At 51.1% G+C, this 24280-nt stretch carries 22 protein-coding genes and 13 tRNA genes; 1 reads left to right on the top strand and 34 read right to left on the bottom strand.

Annotated features, from left to right (window positions below; all coding sequences use genetic code 11):
- Position 1: 1 nt before the first annotated feature.
- The 4 genes from argF to QOX44_RS11810 form a co-directional block, all read right to left on the bottom strand.
- The gene (argF, locus tag QOX44_RS11825; protein WP_283683351.1) at positions 2–991 is read right to left on the bottom strand and encodes an ornithine carbamoyltransferase; all 990 of its coding nucleotides are present in this window, start codon (positions 989–991) and stop codon (positions 2–4) included.
- Between the two features lie 119 nt (positions 992–1110).
- Complete coding sequence (locus QOX44_RS11820; RefSeq protein ID WP_283683350.1) at positions 1111–2052, bottom strand: SPFH domain-containing protein; 942 nt, start codon at positions 2050–2052, stop codon at positions 1111–1113.
- A 4-nt stretch (positions 2053–2056) separates the two neighbouring features.
- Positions 2057–2497, bottom strand: a complete 441-nt coding sequence (locus QOX44_RS11815) for an NfeD family protein (protein ID WP_283683349.1) — start codon at positions 2495–2497, stop codon at positions 2057–2059.
- Positions 2498–2612: 115 nt separating this feature from the next.
- On the bottom strand, positions 2613–2909 hold the full coding sequence (locus QOX44_RS11810; protein ID WP_283683348.1) for a FeoB-associated Cys-rich membrane protein: 297 nt from the start codon (positions 2907–2909) through the stop codon (positions 2613–2615).
- A gap of 113 nt (positions 2910–3022) precedes the next feature.
- On the opposite strand from QOX44_RS11810, the gene QOX44_RS11805 reads away from it, so the two are divergent.
- On the top strand, positions 3023–3652 hold the full coding sequence (locus QOX44_RS11805) for a hypothetical protein (protein ID WP_283683347.1): 630 nt from the start codon (positions 3023–3025) through the stop codon (positions 3650–3652).
- A 162-nt stretch (positions 3653–3814) separates the two neighbouring features.
- On the opposite strand, the gene QOX44_RS11800 is transcribed toward QOX44_RS11805, so the two are convergent.
- The 30 genes from QOX44_RS11800 to QOX44_RS11655 form a co-directional block, all read right to left on the bottom strand.
- Positions 3815–3896 (bottom strand) — tRNA-Leu (locus QOX44_RS11800).
- 98 nt (positions 3897–3994) lie between these two features.
- A tRNA-Gln gene (locus tag QOX44_RS11795) sits at positions 3995–4066 on the bottom strand.
- A gap of 47 nt (positions 4067–4113) precedes the next feature.
- A tRNA-His gene (locus QOX44_RS11790) sits at positions 4114–4187 on the bottom strand.
- Between the two features lie 14 nt (positions 4188–4201).
- A tRNA-Arg gene (locus QOX44_RS11785) sits at positions 4202–4275 on the bottom strand.
- Between the two features lie 4 nt (positions 4276–4279).
- Positions 4280–4350, bottom strand: a tRNA-Gly gene (locus tag QOX44_RS11780).
- Positions 4351–4373: 23 nt separating this feature from the next.
- Positions 4374–4448: transfer RNA gene (locus tag QOX44_RS11775), tRNA-Pro, on the bottom strand.
- A gap of 106 nt (positions 4449–4554) precedes the next feature.
- Positions 4555–5727 carry an aldo/keto reductase gene (locus tag QOX44_RS11770; RefSeq protein ID WP_283683346.1) on the bottom strand — a complete coding sequence of 391 codons (1173 nt, stop codon included), beginning with the start codon at positions 5725–5727 and terminating at the stop codon, positions 4555–4557.
- Between the two features lie 4 nt (positions 5728–5731).
- Positions 5732–6748 carry an alpha-hydroxy-acid oxidizing protein gene (locus QOX44_RS11765; protein ID WP_283683345.1) on the bottom strand — a complete coding sequence of 339 codons (1017 nt, stop codon included), beginning with the start codon at positions 6746–6748 and terminating at the stop codon, positions 5732–5734.
- 86 nt (positions 6749–6834) lie between these two features.
- Positions 6835–8196 carry an MATE family efflux transporter gene (locus QOX44_RS11760; protein ID WP_283683344.1) on the bottom strand — a complete coding sequence of 454 codons (1362 nt, stop codon included), beginning with the start codon at positions 8194–8196 and terminating at the stop codon, positions 6835–6837.
- 138 nt (positions 8197–8334) lie between these two features.
- Positions 8335–9117, bottom strand: a complete 783-nt coding sequence (locus QOX44_RS11755) for a ZIP family metal transporter (protein ID WP_283683343.1) — start codon at positions 9115–9117, stop codon at positions 8335–8337.
- Positions 9118–9230: 113 nt separating this feature from the next.
- The gene (locus QOX44_RS11750) at positions 9231–9809 is read right to left on the bottom strand and encodes a nitroreductase family protein (protein ID WP_283683342.1); all 579 of its coding nucleotides are present in this window, start codon (positions 9807–9809) and stop codon (positions 9231–9233) included.
- Between the two features lie 20 nt (positions 9810–9829).
- Positions 9830–11374 (bottom strand): Mur ligase family protein, encoded by a 1545-nt coding sequence (locus QOX44_RS11745; protein WP_283683341.1) that lies wholly within the window; start codon positions 11372–11374, stop codon positions 9830–9832.
- A 48-nt stretch (positions 11375–11422) separates the two neighbouring features.
- Positions 11423–12265, bottom strand: a complete 843-nt coding sequence (locus tag QOX44_RS11740; protein ID WP_283683340.1) for a M15 family metallopeptidase — start codon at positions 12263–12265, stop codon at positions 11423–11425.
- A 90-nt stretch (positions 12266–12355) separates the two neighbouring features.
- A complete protein-coding gene (locus QOX44_RS11735) occupies positions 12356–13342 on the bottom strand; it encodes a hypothetical protein (RefSeq protein ID WP_283683338.1) in 987 nt (328 codons plus the stop codon).
- Positions 13343–13357: 15 nt separating this feature from the next.
- The gene (locus tag QOX44_RS11730) at positions 13358–14869 is read right to left on the bottom strand and encodes a sensor histidine kinase (RefSeq protein WP_283683337.1); all 1512 of its coding nucleotides are present in this window, start codon (positions 14867–14869) and stop codon (positions 13358–13360) included.
- A 20-nt stretch (positions 14870–14889) separates the two neighbouring features.
- Positions 14890–15543, bottom strand: a complete 654-nt coding sequence (locus QOX44_RS11725; RefSeq protein ID WP_283683336.1) for a response regulator transcription factor — start codon at positions 15541–15543, stop codon at positions 14890–14892.
- 19 nt (positions 15544–15562) lie between these two features.
- Complete coding sequence (locus tag QOX44_RS11720; protein WP_283683335.1) at positions 15563–16141, bottom strand: M48 family metallopeptidase; 579 nt, start codon at positions 16139–16141, stop codon at positions 15563–15565.
- Positions 16142–16559: 418 nt separating this feature from the next.
- Positions 16560–17696, bottom strand: coding sequence for a sodium ion-translocating decarboxylase subunit beta (locus QOX44_RS11715; protein ID WP_283683334.1), 1137 nt, complete (start codon positions 17694–17696; stop codon positions 16560–16562).
- Positions 17697–17962: 266 nt separating this feature from the next.
- Positions 17963–18895 carry a sensor histidine kinase gene (locus QOX44_RS11710; RefSeq protein WP_283683333.1) on the bottom strand — a complete coding sequence of 311 codons (933 nt, stop codon included), beginning with the start codon at positions 18893–18895 and terminating at the stop codon, positions 17963–17965.
- A 28-nt stretch (positions 18896–18923) separates the two neighbouring features.
- Positions 18924–19619: a response regulator transcription factor gene (locus QOX44_RS11705; RefSeq protein WP_283683332.1), complete on the bottom strand. Its 696-nt coding sequence runs from the start codon at positions 19617–19619 to the stop codon at positions 18924–18926.
- A gap of 64 nt (positions 19620–19683) precedes the next feature.
- Positions 19684–20619, bottom strand: coding sequence for an FtsX-like permease family protein (locus QOX44_RS11700; protein ID WP_283683427.1), 936 nt, complete (start codon positions 20617–20619; stop codon positions 19684–19686).
- A gap of 2 nt (positions 20620–20621) precedes the next feature.
- Positions 20622–22451, bottom strand: coding sequence for an ABC transporter permease (locus tag QOX44_RS11695; protein ID WP_283683331.1), 1830 nt, complete (start codon positions 22449–22451; stop codon positions 20622–20624).
- Complete coding sequence (locus QOX44_RS11690) at positions 22448–23149, bottom strand: ABC transporter ATP-binding protein (RefSeq protein WP_283683330.1); 702 nt, start codon at positions 23147–23149, stop codon at positions 22448–22450. Before QOX44_RS11690 ends, QOX44_RS11695 begins: the two co-directional genes overlap by 4 nt.
- 232 nt (positions 23150–23381) lie before the next feature.
- A tRNA-Leu gene (locus tag QOX44_RS11685) sits at positions 23382–23465 on the bottom strand.
- 24 nt (positions 23466–23489) lie between these two features.
- Positions 23490–23562 (bottom strand) — tRNA-Val (locus QOX44_RS11680).
- A gap of 4 nt (positions 23563–23566) precedes the next feature.
- Positions 23567–23640: transfer RNA gene (locus QOX44_RS11675), tRNA-Asp, on the bottom strand.
- A gap of 20 nt (positions 23641–23660) precedes the next feature.
- Positions 23661–23734 (bottom strand) — tRNA-Ile (locus QOX44_RS11670).
- 4 nt (positions 23735–23738) lie between these two features.
- Positions 23739–23811 (bottom strand) — tRNA-Thr (locus tag QOX44_RS11665).
- Between the two features lie 9 nt (positions 23812–23820).
- Positions 23821–23892, bottom strand: a tRNA-Glu gene (locus QOX44_RS11660).
- 42 nt (positions 23893–23934) lie between these two features.
- Positions 23935–24007 (bottom strand) — tRNA-Asn (locus tag QOX44_RS11655).
- Positions 24008–24280 lie beyond the last annotated feature (273 nt).

Genomic DNA, 24280 nt, shown 5'->3' with positions numbered 1-24280 from the left:
ATCAAATCCCCAGAGTCGCCGCCATCACCGCTTTGATAGTATGCATACGGTTCTCTGCCTCATCAAAAACTACGGACTGCGGTGACTCAAACACCTCATCTGTGACCTCCATAGCCTCAAGGCCATACGTTTCATAAATCTTTTTGCCGATCTGCGTATCCAGATCGTGAAAAGCCGGGAGGCAGTGCATGAAGATCGCGCTTTTCTTTGCATAGGACATAACTGTGGCATTGACCTGATACGGCAAAAGTGTGCGGATACGCTCTGCCCACACCTCTTCCGGTTCTCCCATGGATACCCAGACATCTGTGTAGATCACATCCGCGTCCTTCGCTCCTTCTTCAATACTCTCTGTCAGCGTGATCGTCGCGCCGCTTTCCTGCGCATATATCTGACACTGCTCCACCAGCGACGGATCCGGAAAATACTCCTTCGCCGTGCAGGCTGTAAAATGCAGCCCCAGCTTCGCGCATACGATCATCAGGGAATTGCCCATATTGTATCTCGCGTCTCCAAAATATGCAAATTTTCTTCCTTTAAGTTCTCCCAGATGCTCCCGCACCGTAAGCATATCCGCAAGCATCTGCGTTGGATGGTATTCGTTTGTCAGACCGTTCCAGACAGGCACGCCGGAATACTGTGCAAGCTGCTCTACGAGCCTTTGCCCGTAGCCGCGGTACTCGATCCCGTCATACATGCGCCCCAGTACTCTGGCAGTATCCTTGATGCTCTCCTTTTTCCCGATCTGAGAGGCTGACGGATCCAGGTATGTCACATGCATCCCGAGATCATGCGCTGCTATCTCAAAGGAGCATCTTGTGCGGGTACTGGTCTTTTCAAAGATCAGCGCGATATTTTTCCCTGCCAGATAATGTGTCAGCTCTCCCGCTTTTTTCTTTGCCTTTAAATCCGCTGCCAGATCAAGCAGATACAAGATCTCCTCCGGCGTATAATCCTTCAGTGTCAGAAAACTCCTGCCCTTTAAATCCATGGTATGTTCCTCCGATTCCCCCTGGGGGCAAACCGTTCTTCCGGCCGTGCCCCCTATGTGTTTCCCAGCTTCTTCTTTTTATCCCGTCCCGTTGTATTTTTCTTATCTTTGCCCGTCTCTCAGTCCTTTGCCACCTCTACCACTGACTTGACCATGCCGGCCACATTCTGAAGCTCTGACGGGATAATGATCTTGGTTGCCTGACCGTCAGCCACCTTCTCCAGTGTCTCAAAGCTCTTCAGCGCAAGCACCGCCTGGTCAGCTCCGGCCTCGCGGATCAGACGGATGCCTTCTGCCTTTGCCTGCTGCACCTTGAGAATTGCTTCCGCCTCACCTTCTGCCTCACGGATCTTCTTTTCCTTCTCTGCCTCTGCATGGAGGATCGCCGCCTGCTTCTCAGCCTCCGCATCGAGGATCGCAGACTGCTTATTTCCTTCTGCTACAAGGATCGAGGATTTCTTCTCTCCCTCTGCTTTGAGGATCGCCTCTCGTCTCTCACGCTCTGCCTTCATCTGCTTCTCCATCGCATCAACGATCTGCGCCGGCGGGAGGATATTCTTCAGCTCCACACGGTTTACCTTGATCCCCCACGGATCTGTCGCCACATCAAGCGTAGAACGCATCGTTGTGTTGATCACCTCTCTGGAGGTCAGCGTCTGATCGAGCTCCATATCGCCGATAATATTTCTAAGCGTTGTGGCTGTGAGATTTTCGATCGCCATGATCGGATTCTCTACACCATAGGTAAAAAGCTTTGGATCTGTGATCTGGAAAAACACAACTGTGTCAATCCGCATTGTGACATTATCCTTTGTGATCACCGGCTGAGGATCAAAGTCAACGACCTGCTCCTTTAAGTTCACCCGCTTTGCCACACGGTCAACAAACGGGAGCTTAAAATGCATCCCGACCTCCCAGGTGCTCTGATAGCCGCCGAGACGCTCCAGGATAAACGCCTGTGCCTGCGGCACGATCTTGATGCAGCTTGCGAGGATCAAAAGTACAAGAATCACCAGTATCACGATCAGTATTGTGCCAAACGATATTCCTGTATAGCCCATATGCTCATACCTCCTCTACGATCAGCTTTACTCCGCTGATCTTTTTTATTTTTACTTTGTTGCCTGCCGCGATCCTTCCCTGATCTGACACAGACCGTGCAGTCCAGAACTGACCCTTCACCTGTACCTGACCTGTGCCCTCCAGATTGTCGACCGCTTCTGTCACGACTGCCGTCTCACCGATCAGGCTCCCGGCATTCGTCCGCGTGCGCTCCCGGTTAAACCAGCGCAGGGCGGCCGGGCGCGTCACTACCAGGAGCAAAACGGACACCACACAAAATACAATGATCTGGAGCAGCACCTCTGTCCCGGCTATCGCAAGGCCAAACGCAATCAGCGCGCCTCCCGCAAACCAGATCGTCGTCAGACCGAGTGTGATCGCCTCCGCAGCCAGTAAGGCTACAAGGACCACAAGCCATACTACTGCCTGCATGTTTATCTCCATATCTGCCGCCTCCTTTTTATCTGTGCGTCATCTGTCGCTTTACCGCCGGAGCATCCGGCTGGAATTATGCTCATTTTACTATATCTTATCTCAAAACACAACTGTTTATGCAGGCTTATCGTTCCTCTGCGCCAGCCTTTCCTTCTCTCCTTCTTTCACACGTACTGCCGCATGTCTGCGCTTGCCGGCTGCAGCCGGCACAGCTTCCCGTGCAGCCCCCGCACGCTTTGTATCCGTCCTTTTTCTTTATCAGTCTCCAGACAACAGCCAGAAACCAGACAGCGATCACTGTCAGAATCACTGCATCCAACATGATTCTATCCACCTCCTCCTGTGAACTGCAAATCTCCTCGGATCCCCGGATCACACTTATTCTCCGGCTCATCGTATCATTTTGTTTTTTAACTGTCAACTGCTGCTTTTTCCTGTTTTTTTCCAGTTCTTTTGCGGTTTTTCTTGTATTCTCTGTCTTTAACTGCTATCATATTCCTGTAAAATATTCTATTTTTTGTGGGAGGGATACGTATGAAAAAACAAAGAAAACTCTATTTTTTGCTGGCACTCGTATTTATTCTGAGTTTCTCGTGTCTGCATGTATCTGCTGCGTCTGATTCTGCAAAATCATCCAAAGCCGCAGTTCAAAGATCAGTAACATCATTTTTTAATGCTACCAAAAAGTACAATATCAAAAAGATAACGAAATGCTTTGCAGATCCGGATGATGTCCTGGTTGCCAGAGGGGATAAGACATTTCAGAATCTTTATAAACGCACAAACAAAAAAATCAGTTATTCTGTTAAGAGCATCCGGGTAAAGGGAAAAAATGCTTCTGTTAAGGTAAGATGCAAATACCCGAATCTCACAAACATGTACAATACGCTCACTACGGAGCTGATTGTGTATCAGGCCATGTATCCAAATGCAACGCTTAAGGATCTGACCGCCTATGTAGATTACCGTCTTCCGCTGCTCTACAGGGATCTCAGCAGCAAAAATAAGATCCGGTACACAACCAAAAATCTCACATTAAAGCTGAAAAAGACACAGAACACCTGGAAGCTTACGACCTGCACCAGCGCTATGACAAATATGATGCATGGAAATTACCTGAAATTCTATAAACAGTATATGGAAATGCTGGAATCCTATCTGTAAAAAGCAGAAAATACCGGCAGCACGATCCCCGGAAAGCGTTTCTATTACACTGAGTGCAATTTCCCCGTACAGAATAAAAACAGCACGGGCAGGAGGAATCCGATCAGATTCCCTGCCCGTGCTGTTTTTACTGTACGTGCATAATCAAAGTGTTTTATCGAATGCGGAAAAAGGGACTCGAACCCTCACGCCCTGCGGCACAGGAACCTAAATCCTGCACGTCTGCCAATTCCGTCATTTCCGCTTCTGCCAGCGTCCGTGCAGAGTACGGCCAATGTCTCCTGACACAGCGCTGATATGCAGAAGTCCCTCATCTGTGTCCACACAGTGAGAGACTTCTATCTGGGCCAGCTGGATTCGAACCAGCGAATGCAGGAGTCAAAGTCCTGTGCCTTACCGCTTGGCGATGACCCATTAATGAAATACCCCGCAGCAATATCTACGGGGTATTTTTTAATCAGGGTGGATAAAGGGATTCGAACCCTTGGCCTCCAGAGCCACAATCTGGCGCGCTAACCAGCTGCGCTATACCCACCATATTTATTTAAACGAGCCTGAAGGGATTCGAACCCCCGACCCACGGCTTAGAAGGCCGTTGCTCTATCCAACTGAGCTACAGACTCAAAAAGCGGGTGATGGGAATCGAACCCACGTATCCAGCTTGGAAGGCTGGTGTTCTACCATTGAACTACACCCGCATCTGCGTGACCACCTGTGAAAATCGGGGTGACAGGATTCGAACCTGCGACCTCCTGGTCCCAAACCAGGCGCTCTAGCCAAGCTGAGCCACACCCCGTTTCAGGTATATCCGGCGTCCTTCGCTTGACGCAAGTTGTATTATAGTATAACATACTTCAAAAGTCAACAACTTTTTTCAAAGATATTCCTGATTGTCACTATTGTCAATAAAAGTGGAATTTTTGCACCGCCCATTTGACTATTTTATACGAAGGAGTCTCCAGTTCACGCACCGCTTCTTTTAGTTTCTCGCGGATCGGTATCCCCTGCGGGCAGTATTTTTCGCATCTCCCGCATCCGATACACTGCGATGCGCTCGTAGTCTCACGGCGCATGGCCGTAGACTGCAGGTATTCTTTTCTGCCGGATTTTTTTCCTTCTGTATATTTTGCATTGTAGGCATGAAATGCCATCGGAATGTCCACCCTGTTCGGGCATGGCATGCAGTAGCCGCATCCCGTACATCCGACTTTTACACTTCTGGCGATCTCCTGCCTGACCTGACGGATCAGATCCTCCTGCTTTGGCGACAGCTCCTGCATGCCGGCGTTTTGTGCGATCCGGATATTTTCCTTGACCATATCAAGCGAATTCATCCCGGACAGTACACACGTGACCTCTGGCTGTGCCCACAGCCATGCAAGCGCCAGCCCGGCAGGTGTATAGCCTGCATCGGCGATCAGACGCTTTGCCTCCTGCGGCAGGTCATTGACGAGACGTCCTCCCCGCAAAGGCTCCATAATGATCACCGGGATTCCTTTTTCGGCCGCATATAAAAGCCCCTCCCGACCGGCCTGCGTATGCTCATCCAGATAATTATACTGGATCTGGCAAAAATCCCAGTCATACACATCCAGCAGCGCCTTAAAATTTTCCGAGTTGCCATGATAAGAAAAACCAATATGGCGGATCTCACCCGAGGCGCGCTTTTGCGCGATCCAGTCTCCGATCCCCTGATCGACCAGACGTTCCCATGTCTTTACATCATTTAGCATGTGCATCAGGTAATAATCAATATAATCCGTCTGCAGCCGGTGCAGCTCCTCGGTAAACTTCTTCTGGGCGCCGGATGCGCTGCGGATCAGATAATGCGGCAGCTTCGTTGCCAGATATACCTCTCCCCGGCAATTGTTTTTCGCGAGGATTTTTCCGACAGCCTCCTCGTTGCCCGGATATACATAAGCTGTATCAAGGTAATTGACACCATGGCGGATCGCATACATCAGCTCCTGTTCTGCCTTATCCAGGTCAATCTCTGCGCCCTTTTTGGTAAAGCGCATACATCCGTAGCCGAGAATGGACAGCGCATTCCCGGCCTTGTCTGTGCGGTACTGCATCTTCTTAGCAGACCATGCTGCGCGTAATGGACGCCAGGTCCTTCGCGCCGCACATTGCCATGGTATCTGCGAGCTCCGCGCCTATTTTTTCAATATACAGCTTCACGCCTTCCTCGCCCCCGCCAAAGACAGCCGGGACAAATGGACGGCAGATCAGGACAGCGTCTGCGCCAAGCGCCAGCGCCTTAAACACATCCACACCACTGCGTATCCCGCCATCGACCAGCACCTTCATCCCGCTTCCCTCCAGGGATGCCGCGATATCCGCAAGTACCTCTGCCGTCGCCGGGCACTGGTCAAGCACACGTCCCCCGTGATTGCTGACTACGATCGCCGCTGCTCCGGCTTCTTTTGCCTTTTGTGCGCCTCTGACACTCATGATCCCCTTTACAATAAACGGTACGCCCGCAAGCTCGGCCACCCTGGCAAGCTCTTCAACGGTCTTGCTTCCTGCCGGCGGAGTCATATTTTTCAGAAATGGCAGTCCCGCTGCGTCGATATCCATCGCCACTGCAAAGCTGCCTGCCTTTTTGCAAAGCTCCAGCTTCTCCCGGATCAGCTGGATATTCCATGGCTTCACCGTCGGCACGCCTGCTCCGCCCTCTGCAGCGATCGCCTCGGTCGCCGCTTCCATGACTGCCGGATCTGTTCCGTCCCCGGTAAATGCCGCGATCCCATTGTCATGGCATGCCTTTACGAGCACATTGTTGTAGGTAAGGTCGTTGTATTTCTCTCCGTAATGCAGCGTTACTGCTCCGACTGGTCCTGCAAAAAACGGATAACGGAACGTACGTCCGAACAATTCCAGCGAAGTATCCGGCACTGCATTCTCGCAGATCGTATCCATCACCACCCGGATCGCCTGCCATTTGTCATAATTGCGGATCGCCGTATCGCCGACTCCTTTTGCACCCGGACCCGGCATCTGATTTTTACATGCCCTGCCGTTGCAGATGCTGCACGCCTTACAGTAATCCCCGATACATCCTCTTGCCTGCTCCAGCACTTCCTGATAGTTCATCTTACACCTCTCCTTTTCCGTCTCTTTGATATTTTCTGTAGGGTTCTGTCTCATTTTACCATATCCCCGGTCTGTTTGCCAGCGCTTCATCCCTCTAAAGGCAGAGGCTTTCGGCCAAATACCTTCTTCATCACGTAAAAATAGCTAGGCACAAGGATCAGATCTGCTCCCAGCCACGCCAGGACCTCTGCAAAGAAAATTCCATCTGCCCCGAAAAGCGCCGGGAGCACAAGCGCCGCCCCTGTTCGCATCACAAATTCAGCAATCCCTGACGCCATCGGCAATATCGTATTTCCAAGTCCCTGGATACAGCTTCTGACAATATGTAAAAGGTAGAGCACAGGCAGGCAGATCGCCATGATACTCAGATAATGGAACGCGATATCGAGCGCCTGCTCTCCTGCTCCGCCGTCTGCTGTGATAAAGCAGCTAAGGATCAGCCGTCCAAAAACAAGCATCAGCCCTGTGATCACGCAGGAGGTGACCATGGAGATCACGATCCCTGCCCGAAGGCCCTGTGAGACGCGTTTGGGTCTGCCCGCTCCCATATTCTGCCCCGCGTACGTTACCATCGCATAGCCGTATGACGTAGCCGCCGTTTCTAAAAGCCCGTACAGCTTATTCGTCGCAGTAAAGCCGGCAATAAAGATAACGCCAAAACCATTCACTACCGTCTGTACGATCATCCCCCCTACAGAGATGACTGCATTCTGGAATGCCATCGGAGCGCCAAGGAGCATCAGCCTTTTGCAAAGCGCAGCCTCTGCCTGTCTTTTTTCTCCCGGTGCACGCAGAATATCAATCCTGCGGATATGCCAGAAGCAGTAAACTGCGGAGAGAAGCTGCGCAAGCACCGTCGCAGCGGCAGCTCCCTGTACTCCCCATCCGAGCACCGGCACAAACAGGAGATCCAGTCCGATATTCGTAAAGGATGCCAGCACCATTGCGATCAAAGGCGTCCTGCCGTTTCCCAGAGAGCGCAGGATCGCTGCCGCCAGATTATAGGCCATCACAACCGGTATCCCGCCAAAGAGCACCCTCAGATAAGCCATAGAGATCGGCTTGATCTGCGCCGGCGTCTGCAGAAGCGTCATCACTGCATCCGCGCAGCCCTGCGTAAATACCGTCAGCACGACTGCACACACAGCTGCCAGGAGCACAGAATTGGCAATGACCTGCCGCAGCCTCGCGTATTCACCGGAACCGAATTTCTGTGCCATCAGTATCGCAAATCCCTGTGTAAATCCCTGTATCGCGCCGAGGGCAAGCCAGTTCAGCCACTCTACCGCGCCGAGCGCAGCCAAAGCCTCCACACCGAGCACCTTCCCTACTACTGCCGTATCGACAATCGTATACATCTGCTGAAAAATATTTCCTGCCATTAAAGGCAGAGAAAAGAGCAGCAGCAGACGCCATGGTCTGCCCTGCGTAAGATTATTCGTCTTCATCCCAAGTATCCCTTACCTGTCTTTCTCTTATTTTTTCTCTTATTGTTTTTCTCTTACTGTCTTTCTCTTACTCTTTTTCTTGTTATCTGTCTCTTATTATCCTGCCTTCTCATTCTCATACGGGCTCATCCGCCCGCACTAGCCAAGCGCCACATCCAGCACCATCATCAGCGCAAAACCCAGGGCAAAACCGATGGTGCCAAGGTCGCTGTGCTCTCCCTGTGCCGTCTCCGGGATCAGCTCCTCTACGACTACATAGAGCATCGCTCCTGCCGCAAATGCCAGAAGATACGGTAAAAGCGGCGTAATATGGCGCGAGAGCAAAATCGTTGCCACGCCTGCGATCGGTTCTACTACGCCCGAGAGAACACCTTTTACAAAGGCATTTCCCCGGGACAGCCCTTCCTCGCTTCGAAGAGGAAGGCTGATCACCGCCCCCTCCGGGAAATTCTGGATGGCGATCCCCACCGACAGCGCAAACGCTCCTGCCAGAGTGATCTCTGCCTGATCTGCAAGCATTCCTGCAAAAATAACCCCGACCGCCATTCCCTCCGGAATATTGTGTAGCGTCACAGCCAGCAAAAGCATCGTCGTCTGCTTCAGCTTCACCCTCGGTCCTTCTGCCTCGGTCCCGCCCAGATGGAGATGGGGGATGAGTTTATCCATTGCGAGCAAAAAAACAAAGCCGCCTCCAAGGCCCACAACTGCCGGAAGAAACGCAAACCGTCCCATCTGTTCTGACATATCCATCGCCGGGATCAGAAGCGACCATACGGATGCCGCCACCATGACACCTGAGGCAAACCCGAGCAGCATTTTCTGAACTCGCTGGTTCAGCTCTCCCTTCAGGAAAAATACACAGGCCGCTCCCGCGCTCGTTCCGACAAACGGCAGCAGCAGCCCTGCTATGATCTCTTTCATGTATAAGCTCCTTTGTCTGTTGATGCGCTTATATTATCATATTCCGGCTGCACGTAACAAGTGCCTGGCCGTATAAATTTTACGTTTGCCAGGCACCTGTTTTTCCTTATCTGTCAGTTCAGGAGGATATCCTCCAGTCTCCGCTTTGGCACATAGTGTACATCATCCTCATCGCGATAATATGCCGTCGGCTCTCCTTCTCCGATCTGCGTAAGCACGACCTTCTCTGCCGGTTTTCCGACTGCCACGATCAGAAGCGGCGCCAGGTACTCTGCCAGTCCCAGCGTCTCCTTTACCTGCGCTGCAGAAAAATTACCGATCATACAGCCTCCAAGCCCCATCTCTGTGGCCTCTAAAAGTATCGTCTGAGCAGCGATCCCCACATCCTTCTGAAACCGCGCCACGGACTCCCAGACCCGCGTATCCTGACAGATCACGATGAATCCGGTCGGGCACATGCCCTCGTGCGGCAGGGAAAGATCCGGAAGATTCTTCGCCCATTTTGTGATCGGCTGAATCCGGTCCACCTCTTCCTTCTCCCACGCCAGATAATACCGGAATGGCTGCATATTCACGCTGGAGGCTGTCAGCCGCGCACAATCTACCATCTGCACCAGCTCCTCCCGCGTGATCCGTCTGTTCTCATCAAATCCTCTGTAGCTTCTGTTTGCTATTACAAGATCTTTTAACATTTCAGATACCTTCTCTCCCTCTAAGATGCCTCCATAATAAGGCATTTTTCCTGAAATGTAAATCCCTCATACGTACGGATCGCTTCCTGCATCAGTGCGGCGTCCGTCGGATATTCCTGCAGCCCCTCTCCGGTCTTCTGATATCGCTCACAGCCTTTTCCCAGAAGCAGGATCATCGTTTTCTCCCCATACTGCGCGGCCTTTCTCACAGCCAGCGCCACCGCATCCTTTCTCTCCTGCGAAAAGCCGCAGCCACATCCTGTCATCTCGACATATCGCCTGATCTCTTCTGCGATTTTTTCCGGACACTCCTTTCCCGGATCATCGGAAGTGATCATCACGTAATCAGAAAAAAGTCCCGCGAGAAGTCCCAGCTCTCTGCGCCTGTTAAGCGCCTTTCCGCCCGGACATCCAAATACTGTAATAATCTTTTTATACGAGCTGTATTCCTGGAACACTGCATCAAAAAGCTTCTCAAAGCTTAAACGGTTGTGCGCAAAATCTACGATACCGCAGATTTTTCCGTCTCTGCTCGCAAACGTTTCCATACGTCCCGGCACCCTCGTCTGTGCCAGCGCCTGCTTCATGCATTGCACCGGTACGCCGTACACGTATGCCGCGGCGATCGCCGCCATCGCATTTTCTATATTAAATCTCCCCTTCATAGCAAGCGTAAAGGATTCTGTAAATGTCGCGCACGATACCGTAAAGCTGGTTCCGTTTTCTCCGGTGCGGATATTACTGCAGCGCAGATCCGCATGCGGATGTCTGCCAAAGGTCACGACATGTCCTGCTTTTCTGGCCGCTTTTAGAATCCGCTGCGCATGGTCGCTGTCAAGATTGACGCAGGCCGTGTCGCACTGACGGAACATGGAAAGCTTTGCACTAAAATAATCCTCAAAATCTTCATGCTCCTGAGGACTGATATGATCCTCGGAAATATTCAAAAAGATCCCCACCTGAAAACGAAGCTCCCGCACGCGCTTATATTTAAGCGCCTGACTCGACACTTCCATAGTCGTATACAGCAGTCTGTTTTTTACTGTCCGCGCCAGAAATTCATGGAGTTCCACCGGCTCCGGGGTGGTCATCACTGCATCGCTCCATTCATTTCCATCGTAATTTCGGATCGTAGACAACAGTCCTGTCTCCGGCCTGTGCTCTTCGTGCATCCACGCGTCAAGCATTGCCTTCAGATACCACGCCGTCGTTGTCTTCCCCTTCGTTCCCGTAATGCCTGTAAGCTTTGGACAGCCCGGCGCATAACCAAAATAGCATGCTGCCGCTGCTGCCATCGCTTTTCGGATATCGCTTACCAGAAGCAGCTTCAATCCCCGGCCTTCCGGCAGCGCACGCTCACTGATATAGGACGCTGCTCCGCGTCTTGCTGCCTCAGCAAGATACTCCGGCCGAAAAGCAGCTCCCTTGCAGATAAACATTGCCCCCGGACATACCTGTCTCGAATCACACGTAAGGCGGGTCACTGCAGCTGCCGCTCCCCGCTGCGCCTCAAGCAAAAGGCCGCGGTCCGCCAGCGCCCCCGCTATCTGTTCCGTCGTTATCATCCCAATTCCTCCTCATATCTGTCAGACACCCGAAGCCATGCTCCGGTCTCATGCTTTTCCTAAAAATTCTTCCAGCGTAATACCGCGCTCCATAATCTCCTGCGCAGCTTCCTTCCCTACATAGCGAAAATGCCAGGACTCATAGTCAATCCCTGTGATTGCTTGTGCACCGCGCGGATAGCGAAGGATAAAACCATATTTGCTGCAGTTCTCCCGCAGCCACTGATTCTCGGGCGTATACTCCTGCGCCTCATCAAGCACCTGATAATCCAAAGAGACGATATCTGCCGCCAATCCGGTACTGTGTTCACTGTATCCCGGAGGCATCGTCTCTCTTGTCTCCTTTGCATACGCTTCCTCCCAGGTGAGCCCTTCGCTTTCCATAGACGCCAGAATATCCTCGTCCAAAAGCTGCTGCTGATACTGCGCGTCCCGGTATCCCGACGCCACGACAAATTCCAGACCTTCTTCGGATCCGTCCGTCAGCATCTCTTTTAATGCCCCATACATCTCCTCCGCCACCGCACAGGAGCCGTTGTTCAGCCAGTGGAGCTGTGGCTCGTACGTCTCCGGCAGCGGATGATCCTTATTGACCAGCATCAGCAGATCTGCCTGTCCCTGTCCTTCGCCATAATACTCAATAACACGGTTTCCCCAGGTCGCCTCCCCGCTTCTGCCTCCCTGCAGCCCCCACGCTGTGACTGTCCCCGCTGCTACGATCACCAGGCCAAGCAGGAGTCGCTTCCCCAATAATGGACCGCCCGCTGTCCTGCGGCTGCGGCCCCTTTTACCGCGCTCCTGCTCCCTGCCGCATGCTCCCCTGTTCATCCTGCGGCGTTTTTGCACCTGGCAGTCCTCATCATCCAGCGAAATATATTCAAATGTATTCATAAAAAAATCCCCTCCGTAGCATATTCTACGAAGAGGATAAATGATCCGTGTATCAGATTGTCCTCAAAATTGTATCAAAGTTGTATCATCTTATTCATTATAACTATACGCCTCCTCCTTCTCCTGCATTCCCTCATTCTTTGTCATTTCAAGAAACTCTTCTGTAGAGATACATTCGGCCACAGCCCCCTGCATGGCAAACAGCTCTGTGATATACCGCGCCCCCTTGTCTGTGCCGTACATTGCCGCGATCCCCGGAGTGCCCCCATTAGCCCATGTCAGGCAGCGCATCGCCTCTGCTTCAAACGTGTCAAAAGTAAGCTTTGCCGTTATCTCAAAAAGATCCGGTTCCTCATGTACCTGCGCGCTCTTTGCCCCAAATGCCGCCGCAAAATCAATCTCCCGAGGCTCGACCTGCGGCTCCTGCAGCTCTCCATGCTCCTGCAGATACCGCTCCGCCTCATCGCTTGAGCCGTATCCCAGTTCCTTTATGATCTGCTGCACCGCCATATCACCGCTAAATACTGCCCAGTAAAGCACCTCCACCTCTGGATCCATGGCAAAAATCAGGTTGCACATCCCATATTCATCTGAGACACGAACCGTAAGCATCGGCAGCATCCCCTGCTCTTCATAATCTCCAAATATCCCATACCACCATACAGGATAAAGCTCCACTTGATATGAGTACTGCTCCACATCACCCATCGCTTCACTGAGCAGCCTTTCACAGCTCTCCGGCAAAAGCCCTGCCTCGCACCAGCCGCCGATCAGACGTTTGCTCATTTCTATAAATTCCGCATCAGAACTTAGATACATCATTGGACCGTCATTCGCCAAAAAATAAAAATCATCCGCATTCTGAAGCATCTCCAGCCGTTTCTCAATATCCAGTTTTTCTATATTTAAAAACTCGATCGTATCCCGCTTAGACAGAGTCACCTTTCCTATGGTCTGCTCATCCGACCACTGCGCATACTGCTCTGGCAAAAACATCGCAGCAGTAATGCAAAGCGCCACTATCACAATCCCCGCTGTATACTGTATCACTGTTTTCCACCGGTTGTTCTGATGCATCCTGTCTTCCTCCGCCTAATGTTGCAGTTCCTTCCTGACATGCCTGTTTGCGTACCTGCTTTTTTCTGCCTTTTTACTTTCTTTCCGGTCCTTTCTTGCCGTCCGCCTGCGGCGTGCCCGCTCGCGTCCGGTCACCTCTGGAAGCCCAAACCGTACCGTAATGCGCATGCCCTTTCCCGGCTCGCTTTCAAACTGCCAGCTTCCCTGATGCAGATCAATGATCTTGCGGCACAGCGCCAGGCCAAGACCTGCGCCGCCTTCTTTTCTTGCACGTGATTTGTCCACCATATAAAATGGCTCCGCGATCCTGGCAAGCTCTTCCTGCGTGACCCCGCGCCCTTCATCTGCCACTGTTACGGTATAGCCTCCCGGTACAGCCACACCGTATACCCATATATTTTTTCCCGGCTCGGATGCCTTGCGCGCATTATCGATCAGATTGATAAACACAGAGCCCAGCAGTTCCCTGTCACCAAAAATCACACCTGACTGTGCCTCCACATGAATGGTAAGCTGCTTCTCCAGAAGCGATTCGGCTACTGTCCTTTGTACCTCCTGCAAAAAGTCCGGCACAAAGATCTCGCGGTGCGGTACTTCCTGCTGTCCTGCAAGCGTCATTTCCAGGAGCTTATACGATAAAGACTGGAGCCGCTTTCCCTGTCGGTAAATATAGTCTGCGCACATATCCGTCTCCTCCGGCGTAAGCTCCATCTGCCGGATCGTGTCTGCATATCCGATGATCGATGTCAGCGGTGTCTTCAGTTCATGTGCAAAAGCAGCCGTAAATTCTTCCTGCCGCTGCACTTCATTTTGCAGCTGTACCATCTGCGTATTCATAGCATTTGCCATCCAGTTAAAATCGGATGCCAGCGTACCGATCTCATCTTTGCTGCGGATATTGACTCTTGTATGGTACTGGCCTGTGGCAAACTGGCGCGTTGCCCTAGAGAGCTTTTGCATATTTCTCATCACAAAGAACAATACAAGCAAAATGATCCCACCCAAAAGGACCGCCACCAAAAGGACACCGATCTGATAACGCTCATACATCTGAGATCGGTTGCTGTAAATCTGCGAGATATTTTTTGTTGTCTCGATATACTCATCCAAAGTTCCAGTACTCATCACTACAATATAGACCTCTTGCTCTTTCTTTACGATCTCATAGCCTACATTGTGCGATGCGTCCAGTTTCTCCTGGATCCCATGCGGCACCACCACGCCCCCGTCCTGATAGAGGACCTCTTTCCGCTCCGAGAGGATACGCGCGCCGCTCCCGCCTGCATCTCTGTGATGGAAGCTTTCCACGATCTTCTGCTTGGATACCCTGTCCCTTTGCTCCCTGGGAAGTGCATTGATCGTCAGCTCATAGGCATTCTGGAACATCTGGTTTTCTACCATGCACTGCTCCACTTCCCGGTCAAAGCTGTTCCAAAAGCTGTCCTGGATCATCCACGTCCCAAATACAGTCAGAAAAATAATAAAGATCGGTGTTGTAATAAAAAATATTTTCCAGGATAATTTCATCCCTTCCTCCTGATATTCTCTCAGATCACAAGCCGGTATCCTACCTTATAAATCGCAACGATATGGTCCTCCAGACCAAGCTTCTTCTTCAGACGCTGCACATGCAGATCTACCGTACGGCCCGTTCCGTTATATTCCCCGCCCCACACATTTTCATAGATCGTCTCCCGGTAGAGCGCTCTGTTCTTATTTCTTACAAATAAAAGCAGCAGCTCGTACTCCTTCATCGTCAGATCCACCGGATGGCCTCCCTGGGTGACAGTGTGCGAATCTGTATCAATCTCTATGTCCAGAAAGCCAAGATGTCTCTGTGTTTTTTTGTACCGGCGCAGCACTGTTTCCACGCGCGCCAGAAGTTCTGCAATATCAAATGGCTTTGCAATATAATCCTCTGCGCCAAGCTTCAGCCCTTTCACCTTCTGCTGCGTCTCCCCCATCGCAGTCAGAAAGATCACCGGGATCCCTATCTCCTTGGCGTATTCCAGGACTTCATATCCATTCAGCTTTGGAAGCATAATATCAAGCAGCATCAGATCAAAGGTCCGCTCTGCAATAATATCTGCCGCCATCTCTCCGTCTGAGGCGATCTCACACTGATACCCCGCTTTTACGAGATTCATCCGTATCAGGTTTGCGATCGGCTCCTCATCCTCCACGATCAGAATCTTAATCATTTTCTTCCCCTCCTCATATCTAAAGATATACTTCGCGAAGCAGTTTCCTGCGCTTCCTGTAATCCGGGAGCACCTGCTCTACGATCCGCCAGAATGCATCTGAATGATTCATCTCCCTGCGGTGCGCCAGCTCATGCACAACCACATAGTCAAGCACCTCCGGCGACAGCAGGATAAGCTTCCAGTTAAAATTCAGGTTCCCCGCGCTGCTGCAGCTTCCCCACCGCGTCTTCTGCTCTCTGATCGTAATCCTGCCATAATCGACTCCCATCACATCCGCAAAGTATGCCGTCCGGCGCGCAATCACCTCGCCTGCGCGCTCCATTCCCTGCCTGCGCTGTTCACTGCTTACACAAAGCCTGTTTTTGCTGCGCTCCAGGCAGATTTCTTTCTGACGTCTGATCCAGTCCTGCTTCTCACTCACAAAGGCTTCGATCACACTGCCTGAAAGCCTGTCCGGAGCGCGCACGATCACGCTGCCGTCCTCTCTCACCTGCAGTGCCACTGTCCTTCTCCTGGATCGGATCACCGTATATGCTTTTATTTCCTGCTGTGTATTCGCATTTGCCGTCATGCCTTTTCCTTTTTCTGAGCTCACAGCCACGCTTCCCTCCTGATATCTGCTCCGACTCCCGCTTTTATTTTATTTCCATCATACCGCTAAGTCCCGTCTCTGTCCAGAAACACTTTAACAAAAGTGTGCTTGTGCCGGATGCCTATTGCGAAGCAATGCATTTCCTTTTGCATCCGTGCGCATCTTGATTTTGTGGTATAGGAAAGTGAGAACTTTCCTGTACCGTAAAAAAGCTGCCGCAAGATCTCTCCTGCCGCAGCTTTCCTGTTTCTCTTAACTATTTCTTCCGGCGATGTTCCTGTCTATTTCCCAAATTTTCCAAGCAGATACACGATCGCCATGATAATAAAAACCGCGACAAAAATGCCTGCCATGCCCTTCCACATAATCTCCAGCGCCATGAGTATATTTTCCATATGTTTTCCCACTCCTTCCTGTCAGCTTATAAAAAGGATGTCACAAGATTGATGATCAGCCCTCCGGCTACCACAGACGCGATCTGTCCGGATACGTTTGCTCCTGCCGCATGCATCAGCAGAATATTGCCCGGGTCCTCCTCCATCGCCATCTTCTGCACAACACGGGAAGACATCGGGAAGGCGGAAATACCGGCAGCGCCGACCATCGGGTTGATCTTTTCCTTTGAAAAAAGATTGATAAGCTTTGCAAGCATCACGCCGCCGATCGTATCTACTACAAATGCAAACACACCGATCAGCATGATCATCAGCGTATCAACAGTCACAAAACGTTCTGCACGCATACTAAATGAGATCGTGATCCCAAGCAGCAGCGTGATCAGGTTCGACAGGTTATTCTGTGCTGTCTCTGACATCGTGTTCAGTACGCCGCATTCGCGGATAAGGTTTCCAAACATCAAAAATCCTACAAGAGCGACAGAAGACGGCGCAACAAATCCGACTACGATCGTTACCGCGATCGGGAAGATGATCCTTGTCCGCTTTGTCACACTGGCCGGCTCATAGTTCATACGGATCATGCGTTCCTTCTTCGTCGTTACCAGCTTAATCGCAAATGGCTGGATCACCGGCACAAGCGCCATATAGGAGTATGCCGCCACAGCGATCGCACCAATATAGTCTGATTTCAGGATCTGTGATACAAGAATGGAGGTAGGTCCGTCTGCCGCTCCGATGATCCCGATGGCTGCACCGTCTTTTAAATCAAAGCCGAGGATCACTGCAAGCAAAATTGCCGCGAAGATTCCAAACTGAGCGCCTGCTCCAAACAAAAACATCTTTGGATTTGATAAAAGCGGGCCAAAGTCGATCATCGCGCCGATACCAATAAACAGCAGTACCGGAAGCGCCTCGGAGGCCTCGATCCCCACCTGAAAGAGCCACTCAATGATACCGCTCGTCTCACCCACGCCCGGCAATACCTGATTGAGCACTCCGCTCACCGGGAGATTTACCAGGATCGCGCCAAATCCCATGGGTAAAAGCAGCGCCGGCTCATACTCCTTCTTGATCGCCAGCCAGATCAGCAGGATACCGACTCCATACATCACCACCTGCTGCCATGTAAGCATACGTAAGCCCTCTGTTAAAAATTCCATATACCTTCCTCCTTGCATCACTTTATTTTTATATAAATAAAAGAGACCTCTACTACAGCAGCTGTAGTAAAAGTCTCACTATTTCAACCTTCTGCGGACAGCAGTCCTTGCTGCCGTCGTATTGACGCCTGAAGATACATACCGGATCACCTTCGCTCCGGCATGCCAGTTACTCCCTTTTATCCGTGGGTCTATAGTATCATTTTCTTTTGGAAAATGCAACCGAAACATTGTTTTTCCGGGCCTTTTTCCGGGCGCCGCTTTGCTCATCTGTAGAGCTTTACCAGAAACTCTGTTCCCTTCCCGACCTCACTTTGCACCGTAACAGTTCCATTTTGAAGCGTGATGATCTTTTCCGCTATGGCAAGCCCGATCCCCACACTTTCGGCAGACTGATTGGAGCCTTTATAAAAACGTTCAAAAATGTGGGAAAGCTGTTCACGGTCAATGCCCTCGCCATTGTCCCGGATACAGATATTCGTAGAAAAATTGTTCTGGCTTACGGATATCATGATCTGACCCCCGGGAGGTGTATGCTCAATGCAGTTTTTTACGATATTAGAAAGTGCCTCGCCGCTCCAGTGCCTGTCGCAGGTCAGCTCAATCGTCTGTGCACATTCCACACACAGCTGCAGCTCCTTTAGCTCAAGCAAAAGCTCAAACGGCTGGAGCACCGTATCCAGAAGCGCCCTGGCCATGACCTGCTCCCGCTTCAGCTTCAGCCGGTTCGCATCAAGCTGCGACAGGGTGAGAAGATTGCGGATCAGCCACGTGATGCGGGTAACCGAATCGTCTATACGCTGTGTAAATTCCATCCGCTTCTCCTCCGGGAGCCCCGGAGTTTTCAAAAGATCCGTCATGATCGTAACAGCCGCCAGAGGCGTCTTAATCTGGTGTGAAATATCGGAAAGCATATCTGCCAGATACTCCTTTTCCCGGACCGCTCCTGACGACTGCTCCTTCATCTGGATCATCAGCTTATAAAGCTCACTTTGTAAAATACCTGTCTGACCTTCCCTGCACCGCGACAGCTGAGGAAGCTCTGACTGATCCTGAAGCCTCATCAAATACTGTGTCAGCTCTGCAAGCTCCCGCTCTCTTCGGCGATCCCTGCGCAAAAGAATCGCCAGCCATACGCACACGCCCGCAAGGACTGCTGCAAGGAGGGCTGCTATCTGTAACGCCGCCGTTTCTGTCATCTCACTTTCCTCCCACTTTTCTGCTCCTTCATTCCATGAGATACCCGATCCCCCTCACCGTGCGGATCAGCTGTCCCTGCGGCGTATCATGCAGTTTTGCGCGCAGACGCCGGATATAGACACTGAGCGTGTTGTCATTTACAAATTCTCCTGCCTCGTCCCAGATACAGCCCAGGATCTGTCTGCGCGTCAGCGTCTGTCCACGGTGATTCAGAAAAATCAGCAGCAGGCGGTATTCCATTGCTGTCAGCAAAATTTCTTCCTCCGCACAGTACAGCCTGCCTGTGCGAAGATCTACCCGCACATCGCCGATCACAGCACTGTCTGACTGCGCTGCTTCCTGTACCTGCGGTGTATGCGTACCGCCCGTTCTCCTGCGGACCGCCTTCATCCTCGCCAGAAGCTCCCGGATGCGAAATGGCTTTGCAATATAATCATCTGCGCCTTGTTCCAGCGCGCGCACCGTACTTACCTCATCATCACATGCCGTCAGAAACAGTACCGGAGCATTGCTGTGCTGCCTGATCTCGCTGCATAAGGTGCAGCCATCTCCATCCGGCAGCATCAGATCAAGCAAATAAAAATCAATTGGCTCCCCCTGGCAAATCTGCGTCCGTGCCTGCGCCATATCCGATGCAGTCACTACCTGATACCCCTCCTGCGTCAGCGCAAACTTCAGTCCCTCCAAAATAATGGCATCATCCTCTACCAGCAATACTCTCACGCCTGCATTCCTCCATCTCTCCCGCTGTCATGCCGCTCCTCATACGCCATGCTGATCATTTTCTCTATTTTATCACTGTAATGTCACTTTGTTCCAGCTCTTTTTTCAGACTCCAGAAGCTAAATACTGCCAGAACGATCCCAACGAGCAGCACAGCCAGTACAAACAGCAGAAGCGGGAACTGCAATACCAGATTTCCGAATATCACAGTCATACCATTGTAGATCACTGCGATCAGCAGTCCTGAGCCAAGCAGCGCAAGCAGTACGGCACGCAGAATAATCCCGCCGCACTGCAGCAGCAGCATCTGCCTCATCTGCCCCTTCGTCATTCCTACGGACCGCAGCACTGCATACTCACGGATACTGCCTGCCATCCAGCCACGGACAGAATTAAACAGATTTAAAAGACAGATCAGCGACGACAAAATCACAAAAGACAACAGCAGTCCATCCGCCAGAGCCACCACTGCATGCTCTATACTCTGTATATAGCCCGATTCTGTCAGATAAAAAGCTCCTTCCTGCAGATCTGAAAGCTGTGAGAGCCTCTGGATCAGATCCGTCTCCTTCCCATTTAATCGGATATGGAGCTCCGGCGTCATATAAGGAGCGCCCTCTGCATCCTTTGTAAGCTCCATCACATCTCTTCCGACCGATGGTCCGGTTATGATCCAGAGATAATAATCGCCCGCCCCGCTCAGATATTTTTCCAGCTGCGCCGTCTTCGCATAGCCGACTATAGACAGCTTCCTCGTCACATATTCTCCTTTCTGATCCGAATAAAACTGCACAGGCAGCTCATCTCCCGGGTGCAGACTCGTCATATTGTCGACATGATAATATCTGTAACGGTCCGGTTCCATCCCCATAACCCCCACATTATCTGTGGAAAACTCTCCTTCATTGAGCACGAGCACGGAATTTTCCTCAAGAGTATCCGGATCTATTCCACAGGCCTTCGCCATTTCACCGAAGATATCCCCATCTACCGAGATCATATTCACAGCGGGGTGGGATTTTTCCACTGCTTCTCAAAGGTTTCTCTGGAAAGTGTCCCGTGATGGTAGGAGTTAAAAATATCATAGCTTGCCTCCCAATATTCTTCACTGTAAACACCGGCCTCCACATTGCCTATAAACATCGCCAAATACCATTCCTGCACCGACTCTACGCCGGGATCCCGGACAATCTCCTCCTTCAGCGCTTCATAAGCCCCGCCCAATGCAGAGCCGTACGCCTGCAGAATATAATCACAGCTCTCCGGGTTCATGCGAAGCCCGCCAGACTGCAGCTTCTTTTCCATTACCTGATGCAGACTTTCTGACCCAAACGCTGTGACCGCAAGAAGGACCAGAAAAACGGCTGCCGCACGCGCTACGGACCGTATCTTCTGGCTGCGCCGGTTCAGAGTATTCCATGCCAAAAGTCCCTGCGCACCAAGCAGCCCGATCGCCCGCCTGCTCGTCCTGTAGGTACGGCTTTTTCGTTCTGTATTTCCCCTTATACTCTCGATCGGACCGATCCTTCCTATCCTTCTCGCCGGAAGATATGCGGACAGTAAGACCGTCAGGATACTCAAAGCAGACACCGCAGCCAGATTTTTTATGGAAATCTGAACCTGCACAGCAAGCGTCTCTGCCCCATAACCAATATTCATAAACTGCACCAGCAGCGGCCGGAATGCCGTCATTGCGATCCAGACCACTCCGATCCCAAGGAATATCCCCAACGGCAGCCCAAGCAGCAGCAGATAACATGCTTCATAATAAATACTGCTGCGCTTCTGTCTGCCCGTTGCCCCCACAGAGCACAGCATGCCCAGATACCTGCTGCGCTCCCGGAAGGACATATGAAACACATTATAGATCAGCACAACAGACACTGCCATGATCAAAAGAGTAAACAGCACCGTCATATATCTTACTACGAGATTTATCGTTGTATCCGAAGAATCTGCCGAAAAAGCAAGCAGCAGATCATTCGTCTCAACCTCACAGTCAGGGAACATTTTCTCCCAGTCCTGAAAATAAGTATCCGGCAAAAGCTCCTGATCAAATATCACAGACAGATTAAAAGAATCCCGGCCAAGCACCTGCTCCGTCGTAAGTGTCGTAAGCGCCGTGTAGCCCGCAGCAACTCCGGATTCATATGCGGGAGGTTCTATAATCCCTACGATCTCATACTGCTTCTGTTCACCGGTATACCGGTGATTTTCCTGAAAGCTGTCATTTTCTCCGTAATACGGAAAATTCTCCGGCACATCCATGGTATCACCGGACTGAATGGACAGACCGGAAAATGGAAAATACGTGGTTCCGCCGTCCCTGCCAATACCGGTAATAGACCGCTCAAAAAATTCAGCGTCTATGCGATCCCCTAATTTCATCGAAGAACCATCCTCCACAGCGCTCCTGCTGACTGCGATCTCCGACTCATTTTCCGGAAGCCTCCCCTCTGCCAAAGAAATATTCATCCATTCATAACAGTTTTTCGTATATCCCTTGATATTCAGATACGGGCGCTCCTCATTGGCCGAAAGCTCAAATACCGTACTGCCAAGGCCTGCCGATGCTGCCGTCTGTTTTACATATGGTAAACGCAGGATCTCCTGATACTCTGTTTCTGAAATATCATATACAGACGCGTGATACCTGCCGTTCTTCTGAGAGGCCAGTGCCTCCAGATACTTCACACCTGTATCCCTTCCGATAAAGACGCAGGTCATCAGCAGTACCATCAGGACAATCCCTGCAAACGTGGTAGCTGTCCGGCACCTGTTTTTCTTCATATACTGCCTGGTGACATAGAACACGATGTTTTTGCCTCTCACTGCTGCGCACCTCCGATCACCCGGATTCTCTCATCTCTGAGTATCCGTCCGTCCTCAATCCAGAGCATCCGGTCTGCCTGTAAAGCAATCCGCTCATCATGCGTGATCAGAAGCTGTGTCTGACGCAATTCCCGGTTTGCCCGCTTCATCATAGCAATAATCTCTTCCCCCGTTCTCCGGTCAAGATTTCCCGTCGGCTCATCCGCCAGCAAAATTGCCGGATGATTGTAAAGTGCACGTCCGATCGATACTCTCTGCTGCTGACCTCCTGAGAGCTGCTCCGGAAAATTATACCTTCTTTCCTCCAGCCCCATACTCTTCACTACCTGAGTAAGTCTCTGCCGATCAAGCGTTCTGCCATCGAGCAGATGCGGCAAGACAATATTCTCCTCAACATTCAGCACTGGAAGCAGATTATAAAACTGATAGATCAGACCAATCTGACGCCTTCTGAAAATCGCCATCCGATCTTCATTCAGCGCATGAATATCCGTCCCTCCAATCCACACCTTTCCCCCTGTCGGCTTATCTACTCCACCCAAAATGTGCAAAAGTGTTGATTTTCCGCTGCCAGAAGGCCCCACGATGGACACAAATTCTCCAGCCTCCACAGAAAACGAAACGTTATCCAATGCTTTGACACAGGTATCCCCCTTCCCGTAAACCTTCGTCAGATTTTCACATCTCAATATCTCCATATTTTCCTCCTCTTCCCCCTCTAAAGCGGTGTGCAGTTGTTCTTCCTTTGTATTCCGGCTTTAAAAACAGTATAAAACAGGAAGATGACACTGTGGTGAATTTGCAAGTGACATTTTTGTCATTTTCACAGTAAAATAACTGTGCAGCCCGCACCACCCATGATCGACTGCAGCTATTACTGCCATAAACACAAAAAAAACACCTTCAATCATAAATTGAAAGTGCTTTATCTGCCGGCGACCGGACTCGAACCGGTACGAAGTTGCCCTCGAGGGATTTTAAGTCCCTTGCGTCTGCCTATTCCGCCACGCCGGCATATTCAGTTTTTATAAAGAAAAGTGGGGCCTATAGGGCTCGAACCTATGACCCTCTGCTTGTAAGGCAGATGCTCTCCCAGCTGAGCTAAGACCCCATAACGACCCAGAAGAGACTCGAACTCTCGACCTCCGCCGTGACAGGGCGGCGCTCTAACCAACTGAGCCACTGGGCCAAATATTTATTTGATTAAAATGGACCTTCGGGGACTCGAACCCAGGACCGACCGGTTATGAGCCGGTTGCTCTAACCAACTGAGCTAAAGGTCCAAGAAGCCGATGATCGGACTCGAACCGATAACCTGCTGATTACAAATCAGCTGCTCTGCCAATTGAGCCACATCGGCGGACTACGATGACTCCTACGGGAATCGAACCCGTGTTACCGCCGTGAAAGGGCGATGTCTTAACCGCTTGACCAAGGAGCCGTATTTACTTTCCCCTTAGTAAGCACTGCGGGTCAAAAGAAACTCCCCCTGTTGGACTTGAACCAACGACACTGCGGTTAACAGCCGCATGCTCTACCGACTGAGCTAAGGAGGAATACTTCAAAAGGTACTATATTTTACACATACCTTCAAAACCACATACAGAATATCATATCTTTCCGATCTTTACAAGTCTTTTTTACCCTTCCGATTGCTTTGATCAGCGTCTTTTCTATGTGTCTACGCTCTCCCGTTCGGAATCACTTTGTGCTTCCTTCCGCTCTCGCGTACCCACATCCGCCTTTCTCCGTCTTTGGATAAGCTTGCGACCTATTAGTAGCAGTCAGCTCCATGTGTTACCACACTTCCACCTCTGCCCTATCTACCT

The organism is Parablautia sp. Marseille-Q6255 (assembly GCF_951230155.1).
Lineage (GTDB): Bacteria > Bacillota > Clostridia > Lachnospirales > Lachnospiraceae > Choladousia.
This window is presented reverse-complemented; position numbering and strand designations above follow the sequence as displayed.

Bases quoted from the DNA above. Each gene is read 5' to 3' on its own strand.
- QOX44_RS11755 (WP_283683343.1), bottom strand. From the start codon at position 9,117: ATGAAAGAGATCATAGCAGGGCTGCTGCTGCCGTTTGTCGGAACGAGC.
- argF (WP_283683351.1), bottom strand. From the start codon at position 991: ATGGATTTAAAGGGCAGGAGTTTTCTGACACTGAAGGATTATACGCCG.
- QOX44_RS11820 (WP_283683350.1), bottom strand. From the start codon at position 2,052: ATGGGCTATACAGGAATATCGTTTGGCACAATACTGATCGTGATACTG.
- QOX44_RS11710 (WP_283683333.1), bottom strand. From the start codon at position 18,895: ATGACAGAAACGGCGGCGTTACAGATAGCAGCCCTCCTTGCAGCAGTC.
- QOX44_RS11750 (WP_283683342.1), bottom strand. From the start codon at position 9,809: ATGTTAAAAGATCTTGTAATAGCAAACAGAAGCTACAGAGGATTTGAT.
- QOX44_RS11700 (WP_283683427.1), bottom strand. From the start codon at position 20,619: ATGATCTCGGTAGATGGGGATATCTTCGGTGAAATGGCGAAGGCCTGT.
- QOX44_RS11815 (WP_283683349.1), bottom strand. From the start codon at position 2,497: ATGGAGATAAACATGCAGGCAGTAGTATGGCTTGTGGTCCTTGTAGCC.
- QOX44_RS11805 (WP_283683347.1), top strand. From the start codon at position 3,023: ATGAAAAAACAAAGAAAACTCTATTTTTTGCTGGCACTCGTATTTATT.
- QOX44_RS11745 (WP_283683341.1), bottom strand. From the start codon at position 11,374: ATGATAACGACGGAACAGATAGCGGGGGCGCTGGCGGACCGCGGCCTT.
- QOX44_RS11770 (WP_283683346.1), bottom strand. From the start codon at position 5,727: ATGCAGTACCGCACAGACAAGGCCGGGAATGCGCTGTCCATTCTCGGC.
- QOX44_RS11760 (WP_283683344.1), bottom strand. From the start codon at position 8,196: ATGAAGACGAATAATCTTACGCAGGGCAGACCATGGCGTCTGCTGCTG.
- QOX44_RS11740 (WP_283683340.1), bottom strand. From the start codon at position 12,265: ATGAATACATTTGAATATATTTCGCTGGATGATGAGGACTGCCAGGTG.
- QOX44_RS11765 (WP_283683345.1), bottom strand. From the start codon at position 6,748: ATGAACTATCAGGAAGTGCTGGAGCAGGCAAGAGGATGTATCGGGGAT.
- QOX44_RS11690 (WP_283683330.1), bottom strand. From the start codon at position 23,149: ATGGAGATATTGAGATGTGAAAATCTGACGAAGGTTTACGGGAAGGGG.
- QOX44_RS11725 (WP_283683336.1), bottom strand. From the start codon at position 15,543: ATGATTAAGATTCTGATCGTGGAGGATGAGGAGCCGATCGCAAACCTG.
- QOX44_RS11735 (WP_283683338.1), bottom strand. From the start codon at position 13,342: ATGCATCAGAACAACCGGTGGAAAACAGTGATACAGTATACAGCGGGG.
- QOX44_RS11715 (WP_283683334.1), bottom strand. From the start codon at position 17,696: ATGGAATTTTTAACAGAGGGCTTACGTATGCTTACATGGCAGCAGGTG.
- QOX44_RS11730 (WP_283683337.1), bottom strand. From the start codon at position 14,869: ATGAAATTATCCTGGAAAATATTTTTTATTACAACACCGATCTTTATT.